The 15,914-nt window shown below is 51.9% G+C and carries 14 protein-coding genes and 1 pseudogene; 5 read left to right on the plus strand and 10 right to left on the minus strand.

All coding sequences use genetic code 11. From position 1 onward, the window contains the following. Positions 1-286: 286 nt before the first annotated feature. The 3 genes from ACH2A7_RS03300 to ACH2A7_RS03310 all read right to left on the minus strand — a co-directional run bounded on the left by ACH2A7_RS03300 (position 287) and on the right by ACH2A7_RS03310 (position 2,999). Positions 287-862 carry an accessory gene regulator B family protein gene (locus ACH2A7_RS03300; protein WP_394960055.1) on the minus strand — a complete coding sequence of 192 codons (576 nt, stop codon included), beginning with the start codon at positions 860-862 and terminating at the stop codon, positions 287-289. A gap of 80 nt (positions 863-942) precedes the next feature. Next, positions 943-2,235, minus strand: coding sequence for a sensor histidine kinase (locus ACH2A7_RS03305; RefSeq protein WP_394960057.1), 1,293 nt, complete (start codon positions 2,233-2,235; stop codon positions 943-945). Further along, positions 2,232-2,999: a LytR/AlgR family response regulator transcription factor gene (locus ACH2A7_RS03310; RefSeq protein WP_394960059.1), complete on the minus strand. Its 768-nt coding sequence runs from the start codon at positions 2,997-2,999 to the stop codon at positions 2,232-2,234. The genes ACH2A7_RS03305 and ACH2A7_RS03310 overlap by 4 nt, the downstream gene beginning before the upstream one ends. Positions 3,000-3,139: 140 nt before the next feature. Between ACH2A7_RS03310 and ACH2A7_RS03315 the strand changes: the two genes are divergently transcribed. From ACH2A7_RS03315 to ACH2A7_RS03335, 5 genes are all read left to right on the plus strand, one after another. Beyond that, positions 3,140-3,505 (plus strand): helix-turn-helix domain-containing protein, encoded by a 366-nt coding sequence (locus ACH2A7_RS03315; protein ID WP_394960061.1) that lies wholly within the window; start codon positions 3,140-3,142, stop codon positions 3,503-3,505. Positions 3,506-3,742: 237 nt separating this feature from the next. Then, the gene (locus tag ACH2A7_RS03320) at positions 3,743-4,291 is read left to right on the plus strand and encodes a hypothetical protein (protein ID WP_394960063.1); all 549 of its coding nucleotides are present in this window, start codon (positions 3,743-3,745) and stop codon (positions 4,289-4,291) included. A gap of 143 nt (positions 4,292-4,434) precedes the next feature. Continuing rightward, positions 4,435-5,676: a hypothetical protein gene (locus ACH2A7_RS03325; RefSeq protein WP_394960065.1), complete on the plus strand. Its 1,242-nt coding sequence runs from the start codon at positions 4,435-4,437 to the stop codon at positions 5,674-5,676. Positions 5,677-6,169: 493 nt separating this feature from the next. Then, entirely contained in the window at positions 6,170-6,943 is a 774-nt protein-coding gene (locus ACH2A7_RS03330; protein ID WP_394960067.1) for an ATP-binding cassette domain-containing protein, read from the plus strand. After that, positions 6,940-9,300 (plus strand): hypothetical protein, encoded by a 2,361-nt coding sequence (locus ACH2A7_RS03335; RefSeq protein WP_394960069.1) that lies wholly within the window; start codon positions 6,940-6,942, stop codon positions 9,298-9,300. The genes ACH2A7_RS03330 and ACH2A7_RS03335 overlap by 4 nt, the downstream gene beginning before the upstream one ends. 178 nt (positions 9,301-9,478) lie before the next feature. Here ACH2A7_RS03335 and ACH2A7_RS03340 read toward each other — a convergent pair whose 3' ends face one another. The 7 genes and pseudogenes from ACH2A7_RS03340 to ACH2A7_RS03370 form a co-directional block, all read right to left on the minus strand. Further along, positions 9,479-11,185: a peptidoglycan DD-metalloendopeptidase family protein gene (locus ACH2A7_RS03340; protein WP_394960071.1), complete on the minus strand. Its 1,707-nt coding sequence runs from the start codon at positions 11,183-11,185 to the stop codon at positions 9,479-9,481. Positions 11,186-11,257: 72 nt separating this feature from the next. Beyond that, entirely contained in the window at positions 11,258-12,040 is a 783-nt protein-coding gene (locus ACH2A7_RS03345; RefSeq protein WP_394960137.1) for a phosphoadenosine phosphosulfate reductase family protein, read from the minus strand. 50 nt (positions 12,041-12,090) lie between these two features. Continuing rightward, on the minus strand, positions 12,091-14,439 hold the full coding sequence (locus ACH2A7_RS03350; RefSeq protein WP_394960072.1) for a VirB4-like conjugal transfer ATPase, CD1110 family: 2,349 nt from the start codon (positions 14,437-14,439) through the stop codon (positions 12,091-12,093). Beyond that, positions 14,426-14,866, minus strand: a complete 441-nt coding sequence (locus ACH2A7_RS03355; protein WP_394960074.1) for a PrgI family protein — start codon at positions 14,864-14,866, stop codon at positions 14,426-14,428. Before ACH2A7_RS03355 ends, ACH2A7_RS03350 begins: the two co-directional genes overlap by 14 nt. Before the next feature lie 64 nt (positions 14,867-14,930). Then, on the minus strand, positions 14,931-15,242 hold the full coding sequence (locus ACH2A7_RS03360) for a type II toxin-antitoxin system RelE/ParE family toxin (protein ID WP_394960076.1): 312 nt from the start codon (positions 15,240-15,242) through the stop codon (positions 14,931-14,933). Next, positions 15,232-15,492, minus strand: a complete 261-nt coding sequence (locus ACH2A7_RS03365) for a type II toxin-antitoxin system Phd/YefM family antitoxin (RefSeq protein ID WP_394960078.1) — start codon at positions 15,490-15,492, stop codon at positions 15,232-15,234. The genes ACH2A7_RS03360 and ACH2A7_RS03365 overlap by 11 nt, the downstream gene beginning before the upstream one ends. Before the next feature lie 63 nt (positions 15,493-15,555). Then, positions 15,556-15,849: pseudogene (locus ACH2A7_RS03370) on the minus strand (hypothetical protein); the annotation flags it as partial. Between the last annotated feature and the right edge of the window lie 65 nt (positions 15,850-15,914).

The following is a 15,914-nucleotide window of genomic DNA, read 5'->3' on the forward strand; positions in this document are numbered from 1 at the left end:
GAATTTCCAGCCGGACCGTCTTCTCTGTAAAAAACATTCGCTCAAAGAAAAAACCTGGCTCCATTGAGCCAGGTTTTTCTTTTGATTTTGAGCTTATTGCGTTATGCAGATGCGTGCTTGGTGTTGATTTAGCTTTCTGTCCGTGAAGATTGCTCTTCGATACGCTGGGGACGCTTCGGTTGATACGACCACACAAACGGACACTCCACACTATTCGCAGCATGTTCAATCGTCTTATGAAGCAACGATTTCAGGGCATCATGAACCACATTTTGTGTACGGTTATTCATGGCACGAACCTCCTTTGGATACATCGGACAACCCTTGCAAAAATTAATAAAAACGCATCTGCGAGCAATGCCATAATCAAAGAGTGAGCCCAGTTTGGAAGAAGGTAAATAAGAATACTGCACAGCAAAAAGTATGCCAACAGTGCTGTGTGCATCCTCTGCCTTAGTTTTCTATATTCTTCCTCAGAATAGTGAACTTGCGGGTTGTTGTCCGGTCCGAATGCAAGAACTGTTGCGACAGCTATCCCCAGTGCAATCCATGCAATGTCGCTGTTCATATATGCCAAGCAGGCCAGTGCCGCCAATTCCAAGGCCAATGAGAAAAGCATGCACCCTGCAAACGTTTTAGCATGATAACCGTTTGTCTTAGGACGCAGAAAAATCATTCCAAGATTTAAAATAATAACCCTGTCGAGCGGAGCAATCACGCTCCCTACAAGTATCAGAAAAGGGATGGATATCATTTGCGTCAGTCCGCTTTCAATCAGGTATGCACACCACTCGTTTTCCCTGGGTTCCACAAGCCTATATCGAACAAGGAATGATGTAATGTAATTTGCCAGCATGGTCATTCGATTATCACATCCTCTATTGCAGTATATCATTCCTCCTTTCCTTTTTCTGTTTTTTGATATAAAATACGAGTATTATGTCACGAACGACGAGTCTCTGCTATTTCCAGGTATGCGAGAAACCAGCCGTCTTTATAGTCAATGCCAAAAAGCGAATCGTATCTGCTTAGTATTGTTTTTACATTTTGCAAACCATACCCATGAAGCAGTGTATCTTTTTTGGTTGTGGCAACGGAATTATTATGTACAGTTACAGGGAGTGAAGTGTTCCGTATTGAAAAGAAGAACTCGTCTTCCAGTACTGCTTTGATGTGGATTTGCCGATTCTCAATTTCCAGTTGATCACATGCTTCGATAGCATTGTCCATTAAATTGCTGATCACAACAGTGATGTCCACCGGATTGACTTGAAGGCCGGAAAGGTCGTTCACCTGGAACTGAACATCGATTCCATGGTTTTGCGCGATCCTCGTTTTTTGATTCAGAATCGCATCGATGGACGCATGGTGCGTATTCACATAAAACAAACGTTCGTTTTGCTCATCATGCAGTTTTTGAATGTAATCTCTTGCCTTCTGCGTTTCATTTTGATGAAGCAAGGCGCTGAGGACTTCCAAATGTGCGCGAAAGTCATGCGTCATTTTTCGCTGCGCCGCATTTGCAGCGCTCAACGCTTCAATGCCTTCGGACTGCGCTTTTACCTGTGCCTGCAGCGACAGAGAATCCGCCCGGGCCCGCGATGTCTGTTCGATCCAGCTGACAAGGAAGATCGCCGCGATGTCAAACACCGCAACAAACACCGCACACACAAACAGGGGCCCCACGGCAATTTGGCCGTTACGGTAACACCCATTTAGATAAAAGACCATGCCCGCGCATATCGCGGAAAGCGCCGTTGGGATTGTGTACAGTCGCCCGTTGGATAAATCAATCGGATTTACCCTTCTGACCCTTAGTATCGCAACGCAGATCAAAAAGACCATTCCATGTGAAATGATCCCAAGCACAGCATTCACATAATAGTTCGCCACCAGAGATTGGTACTGCCACTGATTCAGGCTCAGATAACCCGTATAGACAAGGTTATCCACCACGCATCCCATTGCGTAGAATATGACTGCAAAGTATATTCGGTAGTTCATTGGGGAGGCGTGGGTAAGCCAGTGAAACAAAAAGAACACCAAAATGCTGGCAGCGGCAACCAGCCTGCCGGGCATGAAATACAAGATCACCGATGCGCAAAAGGCCGAGACCAAAATCATGGCGATTGGACCGATTCTTTGCTTTTTCCTGGAAAAAAACGAGTCAAAAAAGAGCTGCGCGGCAATCATGTCAATCGTCAACCGCAGGAGGAGCAGTAAATAATCAGTCATTGTCTTGTTTTCCAATTCATATATTGTAGCTTGATTTCAGCAAATCTTTTTTGGCTGACAGGAAGAATCGTGCCATCTATAAGCAAAACCTGGTTGTAATTTAGCTTCATTATGTAGCGCATATTGACCAAGTAGCTTTTCTGGATACGGAGAAACCCTGCTGGCGCCAGTTCATTTTCCATTTCTTCCATTGTGGCATAAAAGCGATTTTCCCGCGTTTGATCTAAAGTATGCAAACACATCACTCTCAACTGGCTTTCCAGATAAACAATATTTTGATATTTTACGATGTATTCTTCCCCGTTAGCTATGAAAACAAAGGAGTCTCGTTTCTGTGCAAGCACCTTCAATGCATCCTTGATATGGCCAGACAACCTTATCTCGAAATCGTCTTTCAACAAATAGCGGAAAGCGTTCACTTCATAACCCTCAAGGCTAAACTCAACAAATTGTGTAAGAAAGATAATCAGTGCTTCGCTATGGAGTCTTCTAACCTTTCGAGCAATTTCCAGTCCGTTATATGTTCCCATATCGATGTCTAGAAACATAATATCGAACCGGAGAAGATCCGAATCTGTCAATTCGCTAGGGTCATTGCATTTCGTAATCTCTGCCTTTATGCCTTCGCTTCGTAAGCATTCATCTATTTTTTCTGTGGCTCTATCGACAAAAGCAAGGTTGTCATCACATACAAGGACTTGTATTTTCATTGCTGTATTACCTTTTCGTTTTAGATTTCCTCGTTGTATGTTTTGTGTATTCAAAATAGATGCTCACCTCGCAAATGTCAAGGGAAAAAGACTCAACGCCACCCAAAGTGTTATTTACAGAATAATATTACACCTAAACCGAAATTTCAACTCTTATGATTAAAGCAAACGAATGAATACGAGGTTTGCTTCAAATGGTGCAGCATTATTTTGGCCATCGCATTCGGGATTATCGGAAGGCGCGTGGATTGTCGCAGTCTGACTTGGCCGCAAGGTTAGGTAAATCCACATCTACAATCAGCAGCTATGAGACAGACGCAAAATCCATACCTGTCGATTCCCTAATTCCCTTAGCAGAGGCATTCGGCATAACAATCGACGAACTGATTTATGGTGATAATTTCGAAGCTGTATCTGTTAAGAACTTATCCTCAAACGAAAAACAGATTGTTTCCGATTTGATTCGTGTAGTTCAGTCAAAGCAAATCACCAGTGAAGAAGAAAAACTTGAAATTCTAGTTAAAATTGCGCATATGATGGGCTTGTTTTTTAAAGATTAACAAGTTGCCCCCGGACTTTTCCGGGGGCAACTTTTTTGCATCGCTCTGCATCGCTTCTCGAAAAGCCCTTTATCTATTAGGCACGACCTCTTTTTCGTGTCACCTTTCTCCTTTTATATTACAGAAAAATGGCATGATGCGACTTATTGTGCTATTTTAAAAGCACCAAAGAGATGCTGGCGCGCGAAGCATCCCATCGGCCAAATATCAACTATAACCAAGGAGGAGGATTGCTTTATGAAGGTTTTCAACAAACGCGCTCTCACCATCTGCCTAACCATCATTTTGGCTTTTGCAATGGCAGTTCCTGCCTTTGCGGCCGACGGCTCATACAGCGAGAGCACTCGCTATTATCGCTTCACTGTCCCTTCGGATGGAGGAACTTTTCTCAATCTGAAAGGTGCCACCGGAACAAGTCTCTATATGCGCCGTCTTTGCCTTTACCGCACTTCTGCTCCCGGCACAGATCAGAATTTCAAGCGTGTCTTTGTCGTGAGTGGCGTGGATCGCGGCTATTACTACGGCCAGAAGTCGGGCTCCCAGTGGTACATGATCAATGAGGATAACGCGGCTTTCCAGAACGGGCGCAACGCTTTTATGTGGCCGGTGGCTGTGCAGCAGTACGAAATCAATGGAGACTCCCTTATGAATGATCACACCGGCTATGGTCAATTGCGGTTGCTGTACGGGTCTCGCAATTATCTCACCTATCAGTCTACTGCTTCTGGGACGGCAGTTTATTTTGCTTCCACTCCCGCTAACTCTTGGAACAGTTACCTCGTATAACTCAAACATTTATCGGTGAACAAGTAATAAATAAGGGTTCACTATAAGAGCACGCTAGCACTTGCCGGAGGGGATGAGTCCATACCTCCTGCAAGTGCTAGCGTATATGTGTATTATGAATTCCTAACAAAAGGAGTAAATCAATGAAACCAATGCGTTCTATCATTCTGGTTGTCCTGCTCACTTTGGGCCTTTTTATGCTTTCGTCTTGCACGAGGACTGACGCTCCCTCCGAGAGCCATTCCATTGCGCCCTCTCAATCCACCGATAACACAAACGATACTCCATCTGCAACAGCACGTATCTCTTTTGTGTCGGCAGGCAACGAAGCTGGCTTCTACTCTGTCGAGGAATATGATGGTCATGGAATCGTGGCATATATTGATTATGCCACGCAGACTCAACTGCCGCTCTGTGGTCGGCCTGAGTGTCGCCACTCCGACTCTTCTTGCACCGCATACGCATTGGTTGAGAACATGTCGATCCCTGTCCTTGCTGTCATTAACGATAAATTGGTAATAATGCAGACCGAAGTTGGGAGTGATACCCTTCCGCACATCTCGATTGCGGATCTCGACGGAAGCAATCCTCAATTATTGTGCGAATTGGACTCCAATATTTCGATTTCGCCTCAATTATACACTGACGGTGCAAATTTGTATGCCCTTGCCACCGTTTATTCCGGATCCGGCTCTCATCTTGAGCTTTATCGATTTAGTTTGAAAGATGGATCTTACGAAAGCTTGTGCAGTTTTGCCGACGGTGTGAATGGGATGATTACTTCTTGTTTTGATATGAGTTTGACCCTGATGTTCACACGAATCGACGAAGAGTCTGGAAGCGTAGAAGATTATGCGCAAGTATTTCACGTTGACACCAACACTCTTGATGATCCTGTTATTTCCTTGACTGGCGTATCCGAGGAAGCTTACACGATATATAACAGCACTCTGATCACATTGGATACAAAGGATGCTTTAACCGCCACTATGACGTTCACAGATTTGCGAACGGGTTCCTCCGTCGAATACAAGACAAATGCCCTTTTGTCTGCGTCCGGTATGAATAGTGCAACCCTTAATGTGTTTGATTTGTGGGATGGCTGGTATCGCATTACTCTCAACGGTGATGGAAAGTTTGCTTCTTTCAATGTTAACCCTGTCACTGGAGAGTTTTTCCCTATGACCTTATATTATGAGGACTCAATGAACGTTGTCCTTATTTTTGCAGAAAGCGGTAATAATTTGCTTGTTCGCGCAGGCTGGGATGAGACAAGAGACGGCACCACGTTGACAAATCTTAAACCCATATACGCTTTAATCAGTAAAGACGACTACCTGCACTCGGTTCCGAATTACACCTATATTGAAGGTCTTGACCTTTAATAACCTCTCCGGATGGAGCAGAGTTTTCCTCATGCTCAGAAACCATTTATTTGTTAAGCTCCATTAGGTATCCTCATCATTCTTCCAAGTCCATGGATTGATATTTCAATGCGTAGAAGCAACTAGCAATGATTAGATGATTCTCTTTCCCACAAGATAACATCGTGCTAAAGTAGGATTTCTAAAGTCGCAACATCACACGAATCGCCAAAGAGAAACTGTCTCACCGCAACTTCGTCTAGTACATTCTGTCTCCCAAGCACAGAACAACCCATTGAAGAAAAGCACACTGCCGCCCACCGTCGCCGAAGACGAGGTGGGCGGCAGCTTACGCTTTTTCATAAGGGATAGAGAAATAAAATCATTTTCAGATTATCAAGAATGACAACCAAGTAGTTTTCCCGTTCGGTTACCGACAGGTTATGCTTTGCAGTGGCATAAAGCGCAAAGCCGCAACGCTACCCTACTAAGGAAAACATTAAGGAGGCCCGCCATGGAAACGAACACCCCGGTTTTGCAGGTGAAAGAACTGAAAAAGAGCTACGCCCTGACGGGGCGGTTTGGCCGCCCGGCGGGAAAAAAGCAGGCGCTGGACGGGGTGAGTTTCACCCTCGGGCCCGGGCTTTACGGCCTGCTGGGCCCCAACGGCGCGGGCAAATCCACCCTCATCAATATCATCACCGGCGGCCTTGCGCAGGATGGCGGCTCGGTGCTCTGGTGCGGCAAAAGCGCCCGCGCGCTGGACGTCAAATTTCGCCGCGCACTGGGTTTCATGCCCCAGCAGCAGGGCCTTTACGACAGCTACACCGGCCGCCGCTTTTTGGCCTACCTCTGCGCCCTGAAGGAAATACCGGCCAAAGAAACAGCCGCTCAGGTGGAACGGGTAGCGGCCTGGGTGAACCTTTCGGACGAGCTGGACAAGCGCCTCGCCGCCTATTCCGGCGGCATGAAGCAGCGCCTTCTGCTAGCCAGCGCCCTGCTGGGCGAGCCGAAGCTGCTCATTCTCGACGAGCCCACCGCCGGCCTTGACCCCAAGGAGCGGGTGCGCCTGCGCCAGCTTCTGGCCGAACTTGCCCAGGACCGAATCATCCTGGTGGCCACCCATGTGGTCAGCGATGTGGAAACGGTGGCAAAGGAAATTCTTCTGCTGAAAGGCGGCCGGCTGGTGGCCCAGGCTTCGGTGGCTTCGCTGGTGGAGCAGTACGCCCCCGGCGGCAGCCTGGAGGACGTGTATCTCCATGTCTTTGGGGAGGAGGGCGGCGCATGAGGCTTCTTCTTGCGGAACTGCGCAAGGTCTGGGGCCGGCGGGTCACTGCCCTCTGCCTTGCAGTGCTGGCGGGCGCAAACCTGTTTTTGCTCTACACCGGCACAAAACCCGGCCCAAACGCCGCCTCCGCCTCGGCCTGGCGGGCCGTGGGGCGCGACCTGTGGGGCCTTCCCACCACCGAACAGCAGACCCTCATCAACGAAAAGCTGGACACGGCCAAGGGCGTCTATCAGGTGGGGCAGCTGCTCTATGACTATGCCCTGAACGCCCAGTACGGCTACATGTCCGACCCGCGCACCCAGTACCCTGAGCTGTTCGAACAGTATGAGCAGATCTATCAGGACAAAAGCTACACCCTCTACACCGAGAACCTGAGCCAGGAGGTGGCCTTCCTCACCACCGTCAAGGCGGAACTGGACACGGTGGCTGGTTACCCGCAGTTTCTGGAGGATGTGCAGGCCAAGGCCCGACAGCTTTCCGGCATCTCCATTTTCCAGAACTCCCAGAGCGGCTACGACCTGGAAAACATCGGCAAGACCGCCGCGGTCTACGCCGGCATGGGCGATGTTCAGATAAACTACGCGCCCCAAAAGGGCCTTTACACCGCCCTGGACTATCCCTTCACCGACCTCATCCTGCTGGCGGCCATGCTGCTGCTGGCAAGTCTTTTGGTGCGCGCCGAACGGGACAGTGGCATGCTGGCCTTCGTGCGCACCACCCCCGGCGGACGGTTGAAAACGGCGACGGCAAAGCTGGCGGCATTGGCGCTCAGCCTGCTGGCGGTGCTGGTGCTACTTTACGGGGTGAACCTGGCCTATTGCCAGCTCACCTTCGGCCTGGGTCCCCTTGACCGCAACATCCAAAGTGTGCCCGCCCTCATGCGCTGCACCATGCGCATCACCGTGGGGCAGTATCTGGGGCTGTTTTTGCTGGCCAAGTGGGCGGGGGCCTTTGTGATGGGCCTTTGGGTCATGCTGGCCGCGCTGGTCTGCCGCCGGGCGGCTACGGGCTGGTGCGCCGGGCTGGCGCTGCCCGCGGCCCAGTGGCTCATCCGCCAAGCTATACCCGCCACCAGCCGTCTGAACGTGGTGAAATACGCGAACCTGGCAAGCCTGTTGCGCACCAATGAACTTTTGGGCAATTACCGGAACCTTTATTGGTTCGACCATCCCGTCCCACTGCCGCTGGTGGAGTGGACCGCTGCGGCGCTGTGGTGCGCCGCGCTGCTGGCCGCTTTCTGCCTGGTGTTCTGCTGGGCGGCGCTGCTGGCCGCCCCCGCTTTTGCGGGCCTGCGGCTGGGCCGTCCTCGCACCCGGCCCACCACCGTTTGGAGACAGGAGGCGCGCAAGCTGGCCTTGGGCTGCGGGGCGCTGGCGGTGCTAGCCGTCTTTGCCGGGTATCAGGCATGGCAGATCGCCGAGGCTAAGAGCTTCATCGGTGCGGAGGAAATTTATTATCAGTACTACATGACCCACATCTCCGGCCCCTACGATCAGGAAGCCTACCAATGGTTACAGGAGCAGAACGAAGAGTTCGAGCCCATCCGGCGGATGGAGCGGGCGCTGCAAACAGGAGAAATAACGGTGGAAGAGTACCAGAAGCAATCAAGTGCTTTCTATGGTCTCGACCAGAAAAGACAAGTGTTCGACCGTATCGTTTACGGGAATCTGCCCTATCTCAAAGAACATCCAGGTGCGCAGCTGGTATATGAGAGCGGTTGGAAAGAGCTATTTTGCTTTACAGGCGACGACGACCTTCGGGATACCCTTGTAACAGGACTTTTGGTCAGCGTTTGCTTTGCGGGCCTTTTCGCCTTCGAGCACCGGGGCGGAATGAAGCGGGTGTTAATGGCCACCCCGCTGGGGCGCAAAAAAACGGTGATTGCCAAACTGTTGTCATCTGGTGCCGCTGCGATACTGCTGTGGGCGCTGGTGGGACTGCCTCGGCTCATCGTGGTCCTGCGGGACTATGGTCTGCCTGCTCCTTTAGCCCCGGCCATGAGCCTCTATGAATATCTGCATCTGCCTGGCTGGCTCTCACTCGCAGGTATATTGCTTCTGGCGGGAATAACTCGGCTTTCAGCCGTGCTGTGCATGGCATCGATTACACTGTGGCTTTCCGAGACATTAGGCAGCGCCCTCAGTTCCATCTTCCTCTCTGCCCTTGGCTTCTGCCTGCCGCCCTTGCTGGCTTTGAGTGGATTGTGGCCTTTACGTTGGATTAGCTTTTATCCACTTTTTCACACTGCTGAACTGTTACGCCGACCTGCTGATGGCGTAGCCTGTTTCATCATACTGATTTTATCCAACATAGTATCTTGGCTCTGTATCGATCGGTTATTCTCGAGTTGGAAATAATCGTACTCTGTAATGAATTCAACATTTCCTCCAAAATCTCTTATTGCCTTGGCTGAGAATCAAAGCACCTTGATTCTCAGCCTTTTTCTCCTATAGCTCCGAAGCCTTTCCTTAACCACACACATCTACAAACATTTCAGAACTCATGTTTCTCCTCTGGGGCATATTTAGGCAAAATTCAAACAAAAAATCCCATTGCATCGGTGCGCTCCCCATTCACCCACACTTCAAAGTGAAGATGGTTACCCGTGGTGTTTCCCGTGTTGCCCACAAACCCGATTACTTCCCTCTGACGCACTTGCTGACCGGGAGTAACGCAGATAGCTGAGCAATGAGCGTAAAGCGTTTCAAGTCCATTCCCATGGTCAATCTTGATATGGTAACCGTAGCTGCCGCCCCAGGAGTCGATTCCATTGGCGATGGTTACTGTTCCATCGGCTGCCGCTAGAATTGGCGTTCCCGCCGGGGCTGCTATGTCTGTTCCATTATGGTATTCAATTACTCCTGTGAACGGGTTTTCTCTATACCCGAAGTGAGAAGTAATGGAAAATGTCTGCGGAAGCGGCCACGCCAGCGCCCCTATGGGCACCCAGTCGGTATCCGGGATAATAATCTGCCCGCCACCGGAGACCAATCCGCCCAGAAGCTGCGCCCACAGATTCTGATTGTCCGGTAGCATCATCAGAGCTAAATACTCATTCTGACGGCTGTTGAAACGGTACTCCCCTGCCATTTCAGCAGCCGTTTTATGTGTGATCATAATGGTCAGCACTGTTTCGGTGACAGTTTCGGTTGTGGTTTCTTCCTCTCCATCTTCATTGGTAGTGGTTACTTCAACCTCATGAGATTCTTTGTGGGTCGTGTAACTCACATCATTCATCTCCCATAGGATGGTTCTCAACTCATCCACTTGGGCATTGCTCAACGAGGCTACTTGCTCACCATCGGAGGCCCCCGTCATCTTTGCGGAAAAGACAGCCAAAACCTCCTGCCAGTTGATAGAAAGGTTACCATCGTTAGCGTCGATTTCTTGTCGGTCGTGGGAAACTGATTCTGAAATCTGTTGCAGGTGATCAGCGTACTCCTGATTCAGCTCTTTTACTGCCTGAGAAACACTGACGCCATATCCGTTTGCCTCTACTCCAAAGAATATGCCATAACAGGATCCCATAACCAGAGCGATGAGGCAAATCACCAGGATGATTATCGCCGATACCCAGCCGCCAGCTAGAATAGCTGCCGCCAATTCTTGCGCCGCTGCAACAGCTGCCTTGAGGGCCGCCATCACTGCACGAGCTGCCGCTCGAACCCCTCGCGCGGTGGCTTTAGCCGCAGCCTGCATTCTCTGGGTAATCTGTTGGGCCGCTTTCGCTGCTTTCTGAGTATTGGCGGCAGCCTGCTGCGCCCCCTTAACACCTTTCCCACCCTGCTTGATGCTCTTGGCCGCATTGGACTTGAGCTCTGCCGTTGACTTTCGGCCCTTGATAGTCTTCTTTCCAGCCGAGCCTGCTGATGTGCCTTTTCGGGCACTTCCTGTAGCGGACTGTTCCGCAACCGATGACTGGTTTTTGATATGTGCCGCTTCCCGGCGCTCCTTGATTTTCTGGCCCGCAAACCGTGTCACTTTCCGACTGCCATCATACGCTGTTTGCGTCCCTTCCTTGGTGGCCGCTGCAGCGCCAGACAGCATTTGATTCCCGGCCGTATTGGCAGGGGCGTTCCCGGTGACTTCCTGCTGGCTGGCGAAGGGAGTGCTCGTAGTTTCACTCAGAGCCTTATCTCTTGTGTGAACCCACATATCTCTCATAGCGGTCTTAGGTACAACTCCCGCCTTATCGAAGGTTCGGGGCTGTCCTCCTGCCGGTTTGGTTTTGATCTCCTTCACAGTTTTCCTCCTTCACAAGACTGGCGCCGAGGGCCTGGGCGGCCCTCGGCTGTTTGTTCTTTTTCCCATGTATCATCCCTTGTTTTGCTTCCTCGGACACCCTTCCTGTTCCAGCCGCTCATCGAGTGCAGAAAAAAAGGCCCGCCCGGTGATGGGCAGACCATGCGCGGCTCGCTCTTCTTCGAGTTTGAATCGGATGTCCAGTTGTCGGGCAGTGTAATCCGGTCGGAAGGGTTGCCAGGTATGTGCATCCATGTACAGGAGCTTCTGCCACAGATCGGGGCAGTGGACACGCAGCTTCCGCAGTTCACCGAGTGGCTGCAGCGGACAGCACCAGCAGGATACGCGCCGGAAAATGTCGTACAGGCCGTCCCAGTCAAATCCATGTTCCTTGCAATACCGCAGGCAGTCCGCCTCTGTCATGCCCCACTCCACAAGCGGGTAGTGCAGATCCTTGCAACGGTGGGCTTCATCCGCTGCGATCCCCACATACTGTTTCAGCTGGTATTGCCGGCGCAGCAGGCGAAGATGTTTGTTGATCACATGGGTCTTGAGCCGACCGGTACACCAGCGGCAGGCATGGGAAGGCCAGCTGAGCCCCCGATCTGTGACCAGCTTTGCGTTCGGCTTTGCCGTGTACTCATAGAAATACTGCTCTGCCGTCAACGGTGCTTTCAACCGGGTAATAGGTCTGCCGATGGTTTGCTCCAGCCGGTCCAGGTGGTCATACATCTGAGGAAACTCCCACCCGGTATCACAGTATAGAATCTCATCGATGGGGCGATTTTCTTCTACAAGACGAAGAAGCATCGCTGTCGAATCTTTACCGCCCGACAGCGATGCAACAGTGTATATGGGTTTACTTTCTCTTGCGGCAGCACCACCTCCCTCTCAAACCGGACACATCACATTCCACGGATAGCTTCGTCCGGCTTGGTCGTCATGAGCTTGTACAGCTGGGTGTTCCTGGGGAAGCTGTTTTCAAAGGGGACGATGTTGCCGGCACAGCGAATCAATCCGCAGCCTGCAGCCACATTGGTGATATAGCCAAGCTGGGTATCCGAGATGTGTAGCAGGCGGGCCAGTTCTTCCCGGTCGGTGGGCGACTGATTCAGCAGGATGAGGAACTCCGAGTTTGCCAGCATGAGGCGGGCGGTATCAGAACGCAGGATCTCATCCACGTTCTGGGTCAAGCCGGTCACGAGGCCGTTGTACTTGCGGATCCGCTTCCATAGTTTGTAGAAGAAGTCGGCACTGTACTGGTAGCGGAACAGCAGATAGAACTCGTCGGCAAACACCCAGGTGGTCTTGCCGCGCTTCCAGTTCTGGATGACCCGGTTGAAGATGGCATCCAGTGTCACTAGCATGCCCAGGGGCATGAGCTGCTCACCCAGTTCCCGGATATCGTAGGCGATGATCCGAGCCTTGGTATCCACATTGGTGGGCTGGGCAAAGGTGTTCAGGCTGCCCGTGATGAACAACTCTGCCGACAGGGCCAGACCTCTGGCTTCCGGCTCCGGCTGCTTCAGGAGGATCTGGTACAGATCCTTCAGGGTGGGAGGCTGGCCGATATAGTTGTTCGCCATGTACTCCCGGTACACCTCATAGGTGCAGCGGTCCAGGATGGATTTCTCCTTGGCGGACACACCCTCAGAACCCACCAGCTGTTCGAACAGGGACAGCACGAACTGGGATTTCTCGATGAGCGGGTTGCGGGCATCGCCGTAAGCTTTGTCCATATCCAGTGCATTGATGTGGGTGTCGGAGGCCGCCGATACACGGATGACTTCGCCGCCCAGTGCCTCGGTGAGATAGCCAAACTCACTTTCCGGATCCAGAATCAGGATATCATCATTGGTAGACAGGGCGATGCTCACGATCTCCTCTTTGGCACTGAAGGACTTACCGCTGCCGGACACGCCCAGACGGAAGCTGTTGCCGTTGAGGAGCTTGCGCCGGTCAGCCACGATCATGTTTTTGCTTACAGCGTTCTGGCCATAGTAGATGCCGCCGTCCTGCATGATTTCCTGGGCGCGGAACGGAATGAAAACGGCCATGCTTTCCGTGGTCAGGGTGCGCAGTGCGGTGATCCTCCGCAGGCCGTAGGGCAGGACAGTGTCCAGCCCATCTTTCTGCTGCCAGCGCAGGATGCTCATCTGGCACAGATGTTTGCGGGCGACCGTGAGAAGGCTCTCGGTGTCGCTGTCCAGCTGCTCCTTGGTGTCCGCCAGATGCACCATGGTCACGAGGCCGAACATCATACGCTGGTCCCGGTTGGTCAGGTCACCCAGCATCTCCTTGGTCTCGGCCCGCTGCTGCTCGATGTCATAGGGCAGCATAGCGGAAAAGTTGTTGGCGGCATTCTGACGGCGCTGCCAGTTGGCGGCGTTGGTCTCGACGCCCAGCAGCTTATTCTGGACCTCGCGCACCGCCTCGTCGGTGGGTACGGGCAGGATATCAATGGACAGCATCAGGTCACGGTCCAGCTCGCATAGTTCGGACACCATGCTATCCTTGATGTAGCTGGCGTATCCTTGAAGGTAGAGTACCCGGCCCCAGCGGTCATTCAGCTTGAAGTGATCCGGTTGGAACTCCATGGAGTCCGGGCAGAGCCAATCCTTGAAGCTGTGACCCTGTTTCATCTGGGTCTTCAAGTCAAACTCGAAGGCGGGCGGCTCTGCTCCCTTGAAGAAGTCCCGGAAGATCCGCAGGCGGGTCACCAGATCCAATTCCTGACCGATGGAGGACAGCTGGGCAAGATGGGTGAGCAGATCAGTACCGACACGCGAGAAGTAGGCGCGGGCCTCCGCGATGTTTTTCTTGACCACACTGATGGTGATATACCGCTCCTGTACTACGCTGTTGCTGGTGCCGGTAACCTTGGAGAGCAGCATATCGTTGTACTCCTTGCGGAAATGGTCCAACCCATCATGCCGCATGGGAAGCAGCAGTGCCGCCTCGAACTCGGCCTTGTTGAGCCGCCGGTTATTGATGGTGATCTTGGTGCTGGCGCCGGAGTCCAGTGCGTTGAGCAATTCGGAATAGTTCAGGAACATGGCCGTTTTGTCTTCCTTGCCGGCGATCTGGTAGTTGATGTCGGTGAACGAGAACGTCTTGGAGAACTGCGGCCCCACCTGAAAGATTCCGTCCGACCAGATACGGCGAATGGGAATGGCATCCTGCACCGAGCGGGGAATACGGAACTTATCCCGTTCCGCTTTAGTCGCTTTGCTGAGAGTTTTAATAATAGGCATCCTCCTTATCTGGTTTCGAGGCCGGAGCATTTTCTCCAGCCGGTTTGTTGCCGCCTCGCTCTTTCTTCTTACGGGGCGGCTTTTTCCCCTGCTCTATGGCAGGCTGCAATGCCTGGTAGTACAGGCTGTCCGACCGAAAGACAAGGCAGCGGGGTGTCAGAACCTGGGACTTGAACCACGCCCACAGAGTCTGTTCTGCGGTCATGCCGTGGTAGGTGAAAAAGCCGCAGGCAGCGAACGGAGCTGCTCCCAGAATGCAGATCCAGCCCACACTTTCTGTACCCACCAACGGGTCGAATACAAAATAAAGCCCGACTGCGGCGCTCAGTGCCAGCAGCGAGCAGGTGAATTGTCGGGTTGAGAGCCCGAAGAAGATGGATTCCCGATACTCCCTGATTTCTTTGGGGATTTTTACTTCGATAGGCATTCCCTCCTGTTCGGATAAACAAAAAACGCGCCGCTTTTCAGCGACGCGCCTGATGGATATTCACTCACAGATATTTTGCGTAGTTTTGTGACCCGTGGAAAATCCGCAGGATCACAACCTGTTGTTCCCGTTCCTGCACACGGTAAACACCAACATAGTTTCCAAGCAAAAATTTCCGGTATTCTTTGCCGGCGTGACTCACACTGTGTGCGACTTCGAACATACTCGGAAACTGCTCCAGCTGCTCCAGAACTTGTGCGTATTCAGCAACCAGTGTACTTGCCGCCTGTTCGGAATACAGCTGCTGTGTCAGGTATGCGAGGATCCTGTCCAGATCCCGGTCGGCATCCTCGGTGATCATGACCTTATACGCCATACTTTTCCCTCAGTGCGGCAAATGCCTTTTTTGCATCAAGTACGTTCCCAGCGGCGACCTGTTCTTCTGCCGCTGCCAGTTTTGCTTCCGCCTCTGCCAGTACCATCTGGCGTTCATAGGCTTCCATGCTCATGATCACCATATCGCCATAGCCGTTCTTGGTCACATAGATGGGTTCATGCGACTCGTGGCACATTTGGGAGATCCGGTTGGTGTTTTTCAGTTCCTTAATGGGTACGATTTGTGGCACTCGAGGTCACCTCCTTATCATGGCCATATTATACCATAATTCTGCCCACTTATGCAACTTGAGTTACAGTCCCATCAATTCCTTGATGATTCGGTCGCTCATACGCACAGCTCCCACCAGCACCAACAGGTTGAAGATGAGTTCGCCCACATAACTCCAAACAGCAGTTACCGCAGATACGTTGGAATCCACGGCAGGCGGGGCAGCCGCCATTACCGAAAAGATGATGCAGGCCAATGCGATGACAGCACCTTCCAGACATACTCCTGCATAGCTGCGGAGAAAGTTCTTGCCCACATTGCTGGTAGGTTCACCCACAAAGGTGGACAGCGGAATGGGCGCCAGCGCAGTGTACAGTAGGGTAAGCGCCCGGCGCCTTACCGCATTTCTGCGGCAGGTTTCCAAACGCTCCCCTCCAAACC

The sequence above is a fragment of the Candidatus Allofournierella merdavium genome (genome assembly GCF_944382735.1).
Lineage (GTDB): Bacteria > Bacillota > Clostridia > Oscillospirales > Ruminococcaceae > Allofournierella_A > Allofournierella_A merdavium.